13 protein-coding genes are annotated in these 13,027 nt (G+C 61.3%); 1 reads left to right on the forward strand and 12 read right to left on the reverse strand.

What is annotated here, in order from left to right; all coding sequences use genetic code 11:
* Nucleotides 1-10: 10 nt before the first annotated feature.
* The 4 genes from RKP46_RS03845 to RKP46_RS03860 all read right to left on the reverse strand — a co-directional run bounded on the left by RKP46_RS03845 (nt 11) and on the right by RKP46_RS03860 (nt 3,867).
* Nucleotides 11-1,105, reverse strand: coding sequence for a polysaccharide pyruvyl transferase family protein (locus RKP46_RS03845; protein WP_311105398.1), 1,095 nt, complete (start codon nt 1,103-1,105; stop codon nt 11-13).
* Nucleotides 1,102-1,872, reverse strand: coding sequence for an ABC transporter ATP-binding protein (locus tag RKP46_RS03850; protein ID WP_311105399.1), 771 nt, complete (start codon nt 1,870-1,872; stop codon nt 1,102-1,104). Before RKP46_RS03850 ends, RKP46_RS03845 begins: the two co-directional genes overlap by 4 nt.
* An 8-nt stretch (nt 1,873-1,880) precedes the next feature.
* Nucleotides 1,881-2,621 (reverse strand): ABC transporter permease, encoded by a 741-nt coding sequence (locus RKP46_RS03855; protein WP_311105400.1) that lies wholly within the window; start codon nt 2,619-2,621, stop codon nt 1,881-1,883.
* Nucleotides 2,622-2,823: 202 nt separating this feature from the next.
* On the reverse strand, nt 2,824-3,867 hold the full coding sequence (locus RKP46_RS03860; protein ID WP_311105401.1) for an NAD-dependent epimerase/dehydratase family protein: 1,044 nt from the start codon (nt 3,865-3,867) through the stop codon (nt 2,824-2,826).
* 560 nt (nt 3,868-4,427) lie between these two features.
* On the opposite strand from RKP46_RS03860, the gene RKP46_RS03865 reads away from it, so the two are divergent.
* A complete protein-coding gene (locus RKP46_RS03865) occupies nt 4,428-6,353 on the forward strand; it encodes an alpha-amylase family glycosyl hydrolase (RefSeq protein ID WP_311105402.1) in 1,926 nt (641 codons plus the stop codon).
* A 62-nt stretch (nt 6,354-6,415) separates the two neighbouring features.
* Here RKP46_RS03865 and RKP46_RS03870 read toward each other — a convergent pair whose 3' ends face one another.
* The 8 genes from RKP46_RS03870 to RKP46_RS03905 all read right to left on the reverse strand — a co-directional run bounded on the left by RKP46_RS03870 (nt 6,416) and on the right by RKP46_RS03905 (nt 13,020).
* On the reverse strand, nt 6,416-7,051 hold the full coding sequence (locus tag RKP46_RS03870; RefSeq protein WP_311105403.1) for a DUF3299 domain-containing protein: 636 nt from the start codon (nt 7,049-7,051) through the stop codon (nt 6,416-6,418).
* 93 nt (nt 7,052-7,144) lie between these two features.
* Nucleotides 7,145-7,495, reverse strand: coding sequence for an iron-sulfur cluster insertion protein ErpA (gene erpA / locus RKP46_RS03875; protein WP_311105404.1), 351 nt, complete (start codon nt 7,493-7,495; stop codon nt 7,145-7,147).
* 203 nt (nt 7,496-7,698) lie between these two features.
* Nucleotides 7,699-8,727 carry an N-acetyl-gamma-glutamyl-phosphate reductase gene (gene argC / locus RKP46_RS03880; protein WP_311105405.1) on the reverse strand — a complete coding sequence of 343 codons (1,029 nt, stop codon included), beginning with the start codon at nt 8,725-8,727 and terminating at the stop codon, nt 7,699-7,701.
* A 97-nt stretch (nt 8,728-8,824) separates the two neighbouring features.
* On the reverse strand, nt 8,825-9,217 hold the full coding sequence (gene rpsI, locus RKP46_RS03885; protein ID WP_311105406.1) for a 30S ribosomal protein S9: 393 nt from the start codon (nt 9,215-9,217) through the stop codon (nt 8,825-8,827).
* A gap of 9 nt (nt 9,218-9,226) precedes the next feature.
* Complete coding sequence (gene rplM / locus RKP46_RS03890; RefSeq protein WP_311105407.1) at nt 9,227-9,655, reverse strand: 50S ribosomal protein L13; 429 nt, start codon at nt 9,653-9,655, stop codon at nt 9,227-9,229.
* A 215-nt stretch (nt 9,656-9,870) separates the two neighbouring features.
* Nucleotides 9,871-10,215, reverse strand: a complete 345-nt coding sequence (locus RKP46_RS03895) for a metalloregulator ArsR/SmtB family transcription factor (RefSeq protein ID WP_311105408.1) — start codon at nt 10,213-10,215, stop codon at nt 9,871-9,873.
* A gap of 185 nt (nt 10,216-10,400) precedes the next feature.
* The gene (gene eno, locus RKP46_RS03900) at nt 10,401-11,786 is read right to left on the reverse strand and encodes a phosphopyruvate hydratase (RefSeq protein WP_311105409.1); all 1,386 of its coding nucleotides are present in this window, start codon (nt 11,784-11,786) and stop codon (nt 10,401-10,403) included.
* A 175-nt stretch (nt 11,787-11,961) separates the two neighbouring features.
* Nucleotides 11,962-13,020 (reverse strand): caspase family protein, encoded by a 1,059-nt coding sequence (locus RKP46_RS03905; RefSeq protein WP_311105410.1) that lies wholly within the window; start codon nt 13,018-13,020, stop codon nt 11,962-11,964.
* Between the last annotated feature and the right edge of the window lie 7 nt (nt 13,021-13,027).

The following is a 13,027-nucleotide window of genomic DNA, read 5'->3' on the forward strand; positions in this document are numbered from 1 at the left end:
ACTTTCCCGTTCAGTCTATCGGCAGCGTCGCCAAACGCTCGCGCACGACGCGGCGGTACTGCTGAATGTCGAACCGCGAGCGATTGAGCCTCCATTGTAGCGACGCCGGGACAAGCAGATTGCGCCAGCCGATCTGGCGGACAAGATCGCGCCATGATTCGTGCGGCAAATGCGCGACCGGCAGATATCCACCCCAGCGCCAGCCGATCGGTACGCCGACTTCCTCGGCGGTACGGTAGCGACTATCGACCGGCAAGAGGCAACAGCGCGTTCCCGCCATGAACGCCGGAATGGCAACGTGAATGCGTCCGGTGACCAGCAGCGGGCGGTGTGCAACATAGCGATAGATGCTTTCCCGATCTGCCAGTACGCTGACCTGCGCCAACGGCCGTCGCAGCGCTTTGGCCACCCACTCCGCTTCAGCCGGCAGAATACAGGCAACGTCGACGTTAGATGCGGCGGCGAAATCGATCTGTGCTGCAAGGTAGTCATCGACGAAAGCGCGCGGCAGCGCATCGCGCGAAATGCCGATTTGGGGGAGATAGACGACGATCGCTGGATTCCGTTCGGCGTGCTCCGCTTGCATCCGCGCTGCCATCCGCTCGCCGGCAACGACTGACGGGCAAGGCAGCGCCAAGGTTTCTACTCCGGCTGCGCGCAGAATGCTCCCCGCGAACGAGTCGCGCACCGTAATCAGCGCGAAAAGCCGCCACAGTTCGCGCAGGCGACACAGGGTTGATGGCGCACCGATCAGCAACGACGGATTGCTCATCAAGGGTAAGCACGCTCCGATGCCCAAGGCAATCTTCGTTGCTCTGGGCATGGCCTCGACCAGGTACGACAGGTCGGCGTACTTGCGCGATTCTTCGCAGCGATCCCACAACCACGGCGTGCCACAGACGATCAGCAGCGAGTAGCTGGCGAGCAGCGAACGATCAGCATGCGCCGCCAGGGCGCCATTTGCCGGCACACCGACGCACTCGATATAGTAGAGATCAAGGTCGATTCCGGGAAAACTCTCGTCAAGAAGCTGACGGACGCCGTCTTCGATGACCCCGTCGCCGGCATTCATCTCCGGCATGGGCACGACCAGCAAGCCTCTCATCCGACGCCGCAATCGTCTTCGAGATAGCGCTGCAACAGATTGGAGCTCGCCTCGGCGATTTCGGCAATCTGGCCTCGCCTTAACCAGGCCACGCGCTTGGCGATGCGGTGAAGCCGGGTCACGGAGTGCGAGACAACGATCATCGCAACCCCGTCTTGCAGTTGTCGCTGAAGACTTTGCAAGCACTTCTCTTGAAACTCGGCGTCGCCAACGGCGAGTACCTCGTCGATCAACAGGATGTCGGCTTCGACATGCGCGGCCACGGAATAGGCCAGCCTGACGTACATTCCGCTGGAGTAGTGTTTGACGGGCGTATCCAGGAAGCGCTCGATGCCGGAGAAGGCGACAATACGGTCGAAGCGGCGACTAATCAGCGAGCGGCTGCAACCGAGCATGGCACCGTTCAAGAAGATGTTCTCCCTGCCGGTCAGCTCGGGATGAAAACCGGTGCCGACCTCGAGCAGCGAAACCAGTCGTCCGCGTACGCGCGCCTGCCCTTGCGTCGGCGGAATGACGCGCGAAAGGATCTTGAGCAGCGTCGATTTTCCCGATCCATTTCGCCCAACCAGCGCCAGACACTCGCCTCGATGAAGCTGCAGAGATACATCGTGCAGGGCCCAGAAATCTTCTGTATCCGCGCTACTCGTGCCGCGCAATCCGGCGCGCATCAGATTGCGTGCCCACAGCTTGAGCGAATCCGCGCGTGTCTTGTGGCTCAAGCGATACCGCTTGCCAAGCCCGCTCGCGTCAATGACAATGTCGTCCATGGCGGATATCAGGCGAGGTCTACGAGAAAGCGCTCCACGGCGAGAAACTGGCGAACAGCCAGGACGCTGGCGAGCAGGGTGATTATCGTGGAAAGCGCCCAGGATACGAGCGGAAACCCGCTGGCGCCATCGAGCAGACTCCAGCGCAAACCTTCGATGATGCCGACCAACGGGTTCATTGAACAGAGCAGCTGCCATTCGCTGGGAATCTGGTTCAGCGTGTAGCCAACCGGCGTGACGAAAAAGGCGATTGTCATCAGGAAGGGAACGAGATTTCCCACGTCTCTGAATCGCACATTAAGGACGGACAGCCAGAGGCCGATGGACGCAACCAGCAGAAACAGCTGCAGACAGAGGACGGGGAAGAGGACGACTTGCCAACCGGGCAGGTACCCGTACCAGATACAACCGAGCACGAACAAGAGCCAGGCGACAAAAAACTCGATGCCATCCACGATAACGACCGCCAGGGGAATGATTGCACGAGGAAAATAGGTCTTCTGCATGATGTGCATCTGGCTCAGCAGGGAATTCATCGCGTCGGGTACGGCGTTGGTAAACAGATACCAGGGCAACACGCCGCAGAAGATGGTCAGCGGATAAGGTGCGGCAGAATTCCGATCAAAGCCGGCGAGAAAACCGAAGGCGAAGAACAACACCAGCATCAGCATCAATGGCTTGAACAGCAGCCACGCCAAGCCGAAGAACGTCTGCCGGAAGCGCACGATCAGGTCGCGCTGGATCAGCATGACGGCAACTTGGCGAAATTCCCACAACTCGCAGCAGTACGCGCCAAAACGAGGCGGCAGACCGTCAATCAGCGAAACGTGCGGCCGACCGGAGGTCATGCGCAGTTCGCCTGGACCAGGTAAGCGCTGCGCGCAGTCGTTGTCGCCCTGCGCATAAACAGATCGGGCAAAGTCCAGCCGACAGTGAACACGCTGCTACGCTTCATAGGCTGCGCGGACAAGAGCCGGCCCAGAGTAGAGTACGCCGCAAGGCGTCACGCAAGGGAATGGGATCGGGCAGGGCAAATTCAGCACGGATCTTGTCGATCGATGGCAGGTAAGCGACGGGCTGTGCTGGCGGGGAGCCGTCGGTGATCGTCACGCAGCCTGTGCCAGCAAGCGCAGCAAGCTCGCGCGCCAACTGGCCCAGACTGATCGCTTCAGCAGAACCGACATTGTAAGCCTCCGACGCTTTGCCGCGGACGAGGAGAACCAGCAACCAGAGGGCAAGGTCGGCCGCGTAGAGGTAACTGCGCAACTGCGAACCGTCGCTGCGGATCCGGATGGGCTGGCCAGCAAGCGCGTCGCCCATGAAGCTGCCGACCGCAAATTTGTCCGTCAACGGAAGATACGGCCCCACGAAGGAAAAGCCGCGGGCGATGACCGTTTCCACCGCGGGCGCGAGCGCGCACAGCAATTCGCACATGCGCTTGACCTCACCGTAGGCCGAGCTTGCGTAGCGTGGGTTGGGACTACCGACATAGTTCTCGTCGATTCTTTCGCGGCCCATTGCTGGCCAGCCATACACCGCACCCGAGCTGGCGAGAAGCACGCGGCCGGTCTTGGCGTGCCGCGCAAAATCGAGCAGCCGCTGCATGCCGAACAGGGTGTCTACGGCGAGTCGCGGGCCACCCTGGGCAAGCTCGGCAGCGGGCGGCGTAGCCAAATGGATGATCGCCTCGAACTTGCCGGCCGGAAATCGAAAGGACGCGCAGTCCCCTTGCAGCCATTCGAACTCCGCCCGATCGGCCAGGCGTGGCACCTGCTGCGCGAAGCGCTCGCGGTCGCGCGTCAGCAGCGTCGCCCGGACATTCGCCTTGAGCGAATCGTTCGCGACCGCGATGCTCTCCAGCAACCATTTGCCGAAGAACCCGGTCGCGCCAGTGATGAAGAGCCGCGTACCCCGAAGATCGCGCCACAGATCCTCGGAATGGGCAAGAATGTGCGCAAGATCCGCCGCAGCAGGCGGTGGCAAGGGATCGCTCATCGGCTCACGCCTGGGTATGCGCCGAACCCGAGTACTCGGCGGTCGGAGACATCCTCAAGCGGCAATCGCGCCGCCTGCCGCGCGAGGCGACGGGCTTCGGGCGTAAATGTCGAACCCGTCGACCACGGTCTGCGCCGAGACGATGGCGCGAGCTGCCTGCGAAGTCACCGCGGTGACCGGTCTCTGAACTAGTGTATCCAACGAAGCCTTCGGAAGCGAATTGCGCATGAGCGGGCCGGAATTCCCACCTCGGCGCGCAAGTGTATGAGCCCCCCAGATGGCCGTCAAGCTCGCTTTCAGCGCCCACCACGCTGGCTGCTCGAACGCGCGAGGTTCTTACTGTGGGTGCCGGCCGCTGCTCGACCATTCTGCCAGACACTGCGGACACCCCTGCCCTTGCGGCACCGACCACGCTGCATCGCGCACATCAGCAGGTACGGCGATAAAAAAATCTTATTTGGAAAACGCCAACAGATGTCGCAAGCTCCATCCGGTTTGGCAGGCTCCGCCTGGCCACCGCCGGCGACTCATTCGGGTCTGGATCGAGGAGGAAGATGGGCATGAGGATTCCCGCACCTGCAGCTAAGCTGGTCGAAGTCCGGCTGGCCAACGTGCTTGACCGCGACCGCTTCGGCGAGCGCTGGATGACCTGGCCGCTGGCCGCCAGCCCCGGTGGTTTCTGGGAACTTGATGTCGATCTGCTCGGCCTCGATGACGGAACCTACGAATACGAGTTCATCGTCGACGGCGACACTGCTTCGCCGATCGCCGATCCGTATGCACGCGAGATTACCCGCTTTGGCGGCTACCGCGGCGTTCTGCATGTGGTTGAGGGCGAGGAAGCCTGGCCCGAGTTCGACTGGAGCGACGAGTTGCCGGCCGATGTGACGCTACCGGCGAACAACCGGATCATCATCTACGAGATGCCCCTGCGCTGGATGGACGGCGACCTCTCGCGTCAGGTAGGTCTGGGAACGTTCGACAAGGCCATCTTCGAGCATCTGGATCATCTGGCAAGATCAGGCATCAACTGTATCGAGCTCTTGCCGATTCAGGATTCCCCCGACACGCTGAACTGGGGCTACGGAACGCGCTTCTTTTTTGCACCGGATTTCGACATGGGCGCGCCGGTCGATCTGAAGCTGTTCATCAAGCGCTGCCATCAGCGTGGCATCCGCGTCGTTCTCGACGTCGTCATGAACCACGCGCGCGACTGTCCGCTCGCCCGTCTCGCCGGCCAGCGCCATTTCATCACGAAAAGCGACGGCGAGGCGGGCGAGCGCGGCGAGGACTACGGCGGAACGATGTTCCGCTATCGTGACCGTATCGACGGACAGCACTGGGCACGCCTGTTCCATTTTGACATGGCAAGCTTCTGGATCGAGGAGTACCACGTCGACGGCTTCCGCATCGACGAATTCAAGGGAATCAACAACTGGGAGTTCATTCAAGAGTTTCGTGACAACGCCTGGGAGACGTTCGTCAGCGTTTTCCCTGACCGGCCTTTCATCGTCATCGCAGAGGATTCGTGGTCGCGCACGGTCGCGGTACGCGACGATGAGGCGAACCCGGGTGGCCGCAAGGTTGTTGATGCAATCTGGAATTTCAGCTATCGCGACGAGATACGTCGTTTGCTGCTCAACGAGATGCATACGACTTATGGCCAGCCGGCACGGCGCGAACGCATCGTCGGGATGATTTCTGGGCAGCGGCGCTGGGATGACTGGTCGAAACGTTTCGACGGCGGCTTCGGCGATCTGGCGCAGTCGATCATCTACATCACTTCACACGATGTGGAGAAGGATGGCGAACGCCGCTTCATGAACCACGTACTGTCGTCGCTGTTGCGCTACCACGGCTTGGGCGACGGGAGCTTTGCGCAGGTGCGCGACCTCGCGGACAGCTTGCAGCGTAATTCGGCACCAGTTCCCGAGCTGATACGCAGCTTGTATCGGCGCGCGCTGGCGCGCGTGCGCAGCGCCTACGCGTTGCTCACCACCTCGGTCGGCGTGCCCATGCTGCTGGCTGGCGAAGAGTTTGCCGACATTCACGACACCAACCATTACGACTGGCAGCTCAAGATGTCCGACCCGGTCGACTGGAATCGGCGCGAGCACGCCGGGCATCGCCAGACGGCGGCAGCGGTATCCGACCTCCTCTGGCTACGCGGCGGGCATCCGGCATTGCAGCGCAATGAGGTCGAGTTTCTGCACTTTCATCCGACGATAGACGACAATGACGGAACGCGGGTCTTTGTCTACTGCCGAACGGCAGGCAAGGCCTTGGGATCGGCTGGGCAGGTGGTGACGGTCGCCAACTGCGGGGCGCAGGACTTTCCCGTCTATGAGATCCCCTGGCCGTGGGCGGGGGGCTTCGTCGAGCGCGGCCGCGCGCCGACCGACGCGGCTGCCTGGCAGCGAACTGCCGGCGAACGCGCGGCGCTTGCCTTGCCGGCGTTCACCGTGCGCGTTTTCGAGACCTTCTGAGCAGCCGTTGCGCAACCGGCTGCGACCAGCACGCTGCGCCGCCGCTTGCCAGCAGAATGTCTTCAGGTCTTCGGGCGAGTATAAGGCGCCAGGAGCTCGCTACGCATCTGGTAACCCGAAACACCCATGCCCGTGTCGGCCCGATGTACTTTGAGCCGGCCGCTGACCCACATGGCGTCCATCGTCCGCATTCCCTCGACCGGCTTGTCGACAATGACGTGAATGATCTGATTGGCCGGCGGTGGCGGCACATGAATGCATGCGCCAAAGTACGGAACGAGGAGAAACTCGACGACCTGTTCGCCCTTTCGTTCAAGCGGAACGACGAAACCGGCAATGCGTACTTTCTGCCCGTCGAGCGAGGAGTTGACCGGTGCCTGGTTCCAGGCCGACTTCATCCTGTCGAGCGCTTCCATCGCCTTCGGGTCGCTATCCTGCAGACGCGCCAGGTCGATTCCCTTGAAAGCGGCCATCGGATCCCAGCCTTTCGGCGTGAGATCCTCCCACTCGATCTGGCGAAAGCTGGTCGCGCCGGCTTTCTCGCTCGCCAGGCGCTCGCCGACGCGGTACTTCGCGCTACTCGCTTCCTTGCTCTCGGCGTACGCGATCAGCGCTGGCAGGGCAAGTGCCAGGAGTGTAACGGCGGTGCGGAAAGCGGACATCGGTCGGCCTTTGACATTGAGTTGAAGCAGGTGCACGCGGAGCCGCCGACGATCAGCTTCCGCTTGCCGCGCAATGGTCCACTGGCGACACGAATCGCCCGCCGCTGCCGACCGTCCGCCGCGAGACGCCTAGACTGAGAAAGACGATCCGCAACCGCAGGTCGACGAGGCGTTCGGATTCTTGATGACGAACTGCGAGCCTTCGATGCCCTCGGTGTAGTCGATCTCGGCACCGACCAGATACTGGTAGCTCATCGGATCGATGAGCAGGGTCACGCCGTTCTTCTGCAAGGCAGTATCGTCTTCGCTGGCGACTTCGTCGAAGGTGAAGCCGTACTGGAAGCCGGAACACCCTCCACCGGTGACGAAAACGCGCAGCTTGAGCTCGGGGTTGCCCTCTTCCTCGATCAGCTCCCTTACCTTGTTGGCCGCACTGTCGGTAAAGACGAACGGCATCGGGATTTCATTTGCTGCATTCATTCTGTAATCCTCCGGCAACTTGCTGAAGTTGAGTAATCGATCACACCGACTCGGCTCGAAGCAAGCTGGTTCGAGGCAAGGAGCGTGTTTGCCAAAAAGTTTGTCATGGTGAATCCACCCCGTCTGACCCATGGCCGGGAGCCGAGTTCCAGCACGCCGAGCACACAGCTTTCGTCGTCAGGCGGTCGCCCACGGCCAGCCACTCAGGGCAGGATGGCAGCCTGCCACAGACCTTCCGTTTCGCGCAAGCCGAACATGATATTCATGTTCTGGATCGCCTGTCCGGCAGCGCCCTTGACCAGGTTGTCGATGACCGCGAGAACCACCAGCACGTTTCCCTGTTGTGGTTGATGTACGGCAATGCGGCAGACATTCGCCGCCCGCACCGAGCGCGTGTCCGGATGCGAACCAGCCGGCAGGACATCGACAAACGGCTCGTCGGCGTAGCGTTGTTCGTACAGCGCCTGAAAATCGGCTGCACTGCGGATGCGCGCGTAAAGCGTGGCATGAATGCCACGAATCATCGGCGTCAGATGCGGAACGAAAGTGAGGCCGACCGGCTGGCGGGCCATGCTTGCCAGGCCCTGCCGAATCTCGGGCAGGTGCCGGTGGCCAGGGACGGCATACGCCTTGAAGTTATCGGCGGCTTCCGAGAAGAGCGTGTGGACCTCCGCCTTTCGTCCGGCGCCGGAGACGCCCGACTTGGCGTCGGCGATCAGACTGTCGGGGTCAACCAGCCCGGCTTCCAGCAGAGGCATCAGGCCAAGCTGCACGGCGGTCGGGTAGCAACCGGGGTTGGCTACCAGCAGCGCGTTGCGAATCGCCGAGCGATTGCACTCGGGCAGCCCATAGACGGCCTGTTCAACCCACTGCGGGCTCGCGTGCGGCTGGCCATACCAGTGCTCCCATTCAGCGATATCCTTGAGACGAAAATCGGCCGCCAGGTCGATGACGCGCACACCGGACGCGAGCAGAGCGGGTGCCTGCTCCATCGCCACGCCGTTCGGCGTGGCGAAAAAGACCACATCACAGACGCGCAGGTTGGCGTTCCCGGGATCCTCGAACTTCAGCCTGACGCGTCGTCGCAAGCTGGGGAACATACTGGCGACCGGTGTTCCAGCGTCGGCCCGCGAGGTGATAACGGCAATCTGCGCTTCGGGGTGCTGCGCCAGCAGACGCAGAAGTTCGACCCCGGTGTAGCCGGTGCCGCCGACAATTCCGACCTTGATCATGAAAGCCCTCCGCGTATGCCCGAATTGATGGCCGGCGCTGCGAGGAAACACAAAAGCCGCCCGCAGGCGGCCCTCGCATGGCGCAGATACGCCGTGCTCAGCGTTTCGAGAACTGCTTGCGCCGACGTGCCTTGTGGAAGCCGACCTTCTTACGTTCGACTTCGCGCGCATCGCGCGTGACGAAACCAGCCTTCGACAGCGTTGGCTTGAGCGCCGCGTCGTATTCGATCAGCGCGCGCGTGATACCGTGACGCACCGCGCCGGCTTGACCGGACTCGCCACCGCCACCGACGTTGACCATGATGTCGAAAGCGTTCAACTGGTCGAGTAGCTGCAGAGGCTGGCGGACCACCATGCGCCCAGTGACGCGCGTGAAGAATTCGTCCACCGGCTTGCCGTTGACGACGAAGCTGCCACTGCCGCGCTTCATGAAGACGCGGGCGACGGCGCTCTTGCGCCGGCCCGTGCCATAGAAGTAATTGTCAGCCATGGTGATCCCTTAGAGTTCCAGAACTTTCGGCTGCTGCGCGGCGTGCGGGTGCGCGCTGCCGGCATAGCATTTCAACTTCTTCAGCATGGCGTAGCCCAGAGGACCTTTCGGCAACATACCCTTGACCGCAAGCTCAAGAATACGGGCCGGAAAACGCTGCTGCATCTTGGTGAAGTTGGTTTCGTAGATTCCCCCCGGATAACCCGAGTGGCGGTAATATTTCTTGTCCTGCGCCTTGTTGCCCGTTACGCGCAGACGTTCCACGTTGGTAACGACGATGTAATCGCCCGTGTCGACATGCGGCGTGAACTCGGGCTTGTGCTTACCACGCAGGCGGCGAGCGATCTCGCTCGCCAGGCGACCCAGTACCTTGTCCGTGGCATCGACCACGAGCCACGCGCGCTGAACCTCGTGCGGTTTGGCAGAAAAAGTCTTCATCGGAAACGCCGTCCTTTTTATGGCCTGATCACGGAAAGCCCAGCATGATATTGGATCAAGGCAATGCCTGTCAATCGCCGCGTTGACCAATGTCGCAAGCCAGCGCGCCGCAACCTGGTCGCGGGTACCTGTCGGGTGTCCAGGGTGAACCGTCAGCAACGCGATTGCACTGCCATCGGCGGGCCTGCGACAACGCCGAGCCTGTCTCCTGGCGCCTAGCTCGACCGACCGAGCGGCAGGGCTGGAGTGGCGTTGCGCGCATGGCAGATTTCCGGGCGTCCGCCGCAACAGTTGTCGGTCAGGAAGCCGACGAGGGCGTTGATCCGCGCCATTTCGGCATGGCAGCGCACGAAGCGCCCTTCCTGCACCGTGCTGACCAGCCCGGCGTGCGTCAGTGTTTTCAGGTGGAACGATAGCGTTGGCGCGGGCAGATCGAGTTGTTCGGCGATGAGCCCGACGGTCAGGCCGGCGGGAGCATGCTGCACGAGCAGGCGGAAGATGGCCAGACGACTGTCTTGGGCCAGCGCAGCCAGGGCGGTCACGGCATCGGTCTTGTTCATCCTGCCAACAATACCGAAATAGCGGCCGGGCTGCAAAGCGTTTCAGGTCGTCAAGGCAGCCGGCCAGGGTATTCGCCGCAGCTGCCGGCGGAATTGACGCAGGCCGCAAGCTGCGCTGGCGCAGCCGCGACCGCTGGCATAGGCACACGCCTGCGGTGCCTATGCCGCTTTGCCGGCAAATCAGCCTAGAAGCCAGCCCCCTTGATCGACTTGAGACCCTTATACGCGGCTTTCTTACCCAGTTGCTCTTCGATGCGCAGCAACTGGTTGTACTTGCAGATTCGGTCGGTACGCGAGAGCGAACCGGTCTTGATCTGTCCGGCGCCCGTACCCACCGCCAGATCGGCAATGAACGAGTCCTCGGTTTCGCCGGAGCGGTGCGAAGAGATGACGCCGTAGCCTGCCTGTTGCGCCATCTTGATCGCATCGAGGGTTTCGGTCACCGTACCGATCTGATTGACCTTGATCAGAATGGCGTTTGCCGCCTTCATTTCGATGCCCTGCTTCAGGCGCGTCGGGTTGGTCACGAAGAAGTCGTCGCCGACGATCTGCACCTTGGCGCCGAGCGCCTTGGTGAGCTTGACGTAACCTTCCCAGTCGCTCTGGTCGAGACCATCCTCAATCGACACGATCGGATACTTGGCACACCATTCCGTGTACTTGGCGATCATCTCGTCGTCGGTGAACAGCTTGTCGGGATTCGACTTCCAGAATTTGTAGCCTTTGCGGCCACCTTCGTCGAAGAGTTCGGATGACGCGCAGTCGAGCGCAATGGCAATCTGTTTGCCCGGCTTGTAACCGGCGGCTGCGATCGCCTGCATGACGACTTCCAAGGACTCGTCGTTGGTCAGGTTGGGGGCAAAACCGCCTTCGTCGCCGACCGCGGTGACATGTCCTCCCTTCTTGAGGATCGCTTTCAGCGCGTGAAACACCTCGGTAATCCAGCGCAGACCTTCGGAGAAGGATTCGGCGCCGACTGGCATGATCATGAACTCCTGAAAGTCGATCAGATTGTCAGCGTGCTTGCCGCCGTTGATGATGTTCGCCATCGGCGTCGGCAGGGAGAAATTGCGATTCTTGTGGATCTTGCCGATGTACTTCCAGAGCGGCATCTTGCTGACGTTGGCGCCCGCCATGGTGATCGCCATCGACGCGCCGAGAATGGCGTTGGCGCCCAGGGCGGACTTGTTCGGCGTGCCATCGAGCGCGATCATCGCTTCGTCGAGAGCCCGCTGATCGAGCGGATTCTTGCCCTTCAGCAATTTGGCAATCCTGGTATTGACGGCGTCGACCGCCTTCAGCACGCCCTTGCCCAAGTAGACCTTCTTGTCACCGTCGCGCAGTTCGCAAGCCTCGAACTCGCCGGTCGAGGCACCTGATGGAACGGCCGCACGGGCCATGTAACCGTTGTCAAGCACGATATCGACTTCAACCGTCGGATTGCCGCGTGAATCCAGGATCTGCCGGCCGACCACCTTGGTGATCGCAACGAATTCAGCCGGCGCAACAGGCGCGGCCTCCTCGCTTGTTGCTGCTTTTTGTGACTTCTTGACTTTCTCGGGTTTTGCCATGATGGAACTCCGTAGGAGTGGTTTGGAGGAAACGTCGGCGGTAAGGTCTCAGACCGATCATACCGAATTCGGATGAGCGGGTGCAATCCTTGCAGGCAGGGAAAGCACGGATTTCTCGAGACAAAAAAAAGGGCTCCTGGTGAAGCCCATCTTCCTGCCGGTCTGCCCAGATCGATCAGTAGGTGATCGCCTGTGTACGATTTGTCGCGTTGCCTTCCAGTTGCGGATTCTGGCTGAACCCTTTCTTCATCTGGGCCCGCATCTTGCTGATGACCTGTTTGCGCGACAGCTTGTTTTGCGTTTCGCGCATGACCTTTATAAGATAGTAGGTAAAGGCTCCGTTGTAGCGTCCACTGAAATAGGCATCCGCGCTCGTTTCGTTGGCTTTGCAGCCGGTCCACAAGACATGGTTGGCACCGGCGACCGCCGCCTTTTCTGCGCTTGCTGCGTCCTTCTTGCCGCCAGCGCCGAGGGTGAAGCCACGCATTTTGGCGGTCTTTTTGCTGAACTCGTGGTCGGGTGGGGCCACATAGCGTGGCCGGGGTGCGTGCAGACCGAATTCTGCTCCGCGCAGTCCGCTGCCGCTGTGGCAGGTATCGAGATAGACCTCGAGCAATACGTTGGCCGGCAACTGAACGAAGAGGTCGTGCAGTTCGTCGTCGCTGATGATGTGCGCCGGGTCCCAGGCACCGGCCTTTTCGGCGATATCGTAGGGAACGAAAGCTTCGTCCTTGCCGTCCGGCTCGTCACCACTGGTATCGTTCATCTGCGTTCCGTGCGAGGAAAGGCTGAACACCAGATAGTTGAGCTTGCCGGCTTTGGCCTCGGCGACCATTGCGTTGAGCTTCTCCATGATGTTGGCCTTGGTTGCCTGAGAATCGGTCAGGGTGCTCATTTCGGTCGCCTTGAACCCCAGCAGATCCTTGTACAGCGCGGCCATATCCTTGGCATCATTGACGCAGCCGTTCAGTGCAAACTGCGGGTAGTTGGCAAATTTATTGATGCCCACGAACAGTGCTTTCTTGTTAGCCATATTCTGTCTCCTTCCAGGGCCGCAGGGAAAAGATCCGCGATGGTGCGGCATCCATCGTGCACGCATTATGCGGCGATCATCAAACCGTCGCAACAAGCGCGGGCAAGCAGGGGAAAGCGAAAATCGCTCCGGCAGAGGTGCGCCGCCGGACCGATCGCCAAGCTCACGCCCGCCGCGGTGGACGCGCGACGGCAGGCGCAAGCCTCCG

Origin of the sequence: Accumulibacter sp., from assembly GCF_031732815.1 — a bacterium.
Lineage (GTDB): Bacteria > Pseudomonadota > Gammaproteobacteria > Burkholderiales > Rhodocyclaceae > Accumulibacter.

Excerpts from the sequence above, each read along its gene's own strand:
- RKP46_RS03845 (WP_311105398.1), bottom strand. The coding sequence starts at position 1,105 with ATGAGAGGCTTGCTGGTCGTGCCCATGCCGGAGATGAATGCCGGCGAC.
- RKP46_RS03850 (WP_311105399.1), bottom strand. The coding sequence starts at position 1,872 with ATGGACGACATTGTCATTGACGCGAGCGGGCTTGGCAAGCGGTATCGC.
- RKP46_RS03855 (WP_311105400.1), bottom strand. The coding sequence starts at position 2,621 with ATGCTGATCCAGCGCGACCTGATCGTGCGCTTCCGGCAGACGTTCTTC.
- RKP46_RS03860 (WP_311105401.1), bottom strand. The coding sequence starts at position 3,867 with ATGAGCGATCCCTTGCCACCGCCTGCTGCGGCGGATCTTGCGCACATT.
- RKP46_RS03865 (WP_311105402.1), top strand. The coding sequence starts at position 4,428 with ATGAGGATTCCCGCACCTGCAGCTAAGCTGGTCGAAGTCCGGCTGGCC.
- erpA (WP_311105404.1), bottom strand. The coding sequence starts at position 7,495 with ATGAATGCAGCAAATGAAATCCCGATGCCGTTCGTCTTTACCGACAGT.
- argC (WP_311105405.1), bottom strand. The coding sequence starts at position 8,727 with ATGATCAAGGTCGGAATTGTCGGCGGCACCGGCTACACCGGGGTCGAA.
- rpsI (WP_311105406.1), bottom strand. The coding sequence starts at position 9,217 with ATGGCTGACAATTACTTCTATGGCACGGGCCGGCGCAAGAGCGCCGTC.
- rplM (WP_311105407.1), bottom strand. The coding sequence starts at position 9,655 with ATGAAGACTTTTTCTGCCAAACCGCACGAGGTTCAGCGCGCGTGGCTC.
- RKP46_RS03895 (WP_311105408.1), bottom strand. The coding sequence starts at position 10,215 with ATGAACAAGACCGATGCCGTGACCGCCCTGGCTGCGCTGGCCCAAGAC.
- eno (WP_311105409.1), bottom strand. The coding sequence starts at position 11,786 with ATGGCAAAACCCGAGAAAGTCAAGAAGTCACAAAAAGCAGCAACAAGC.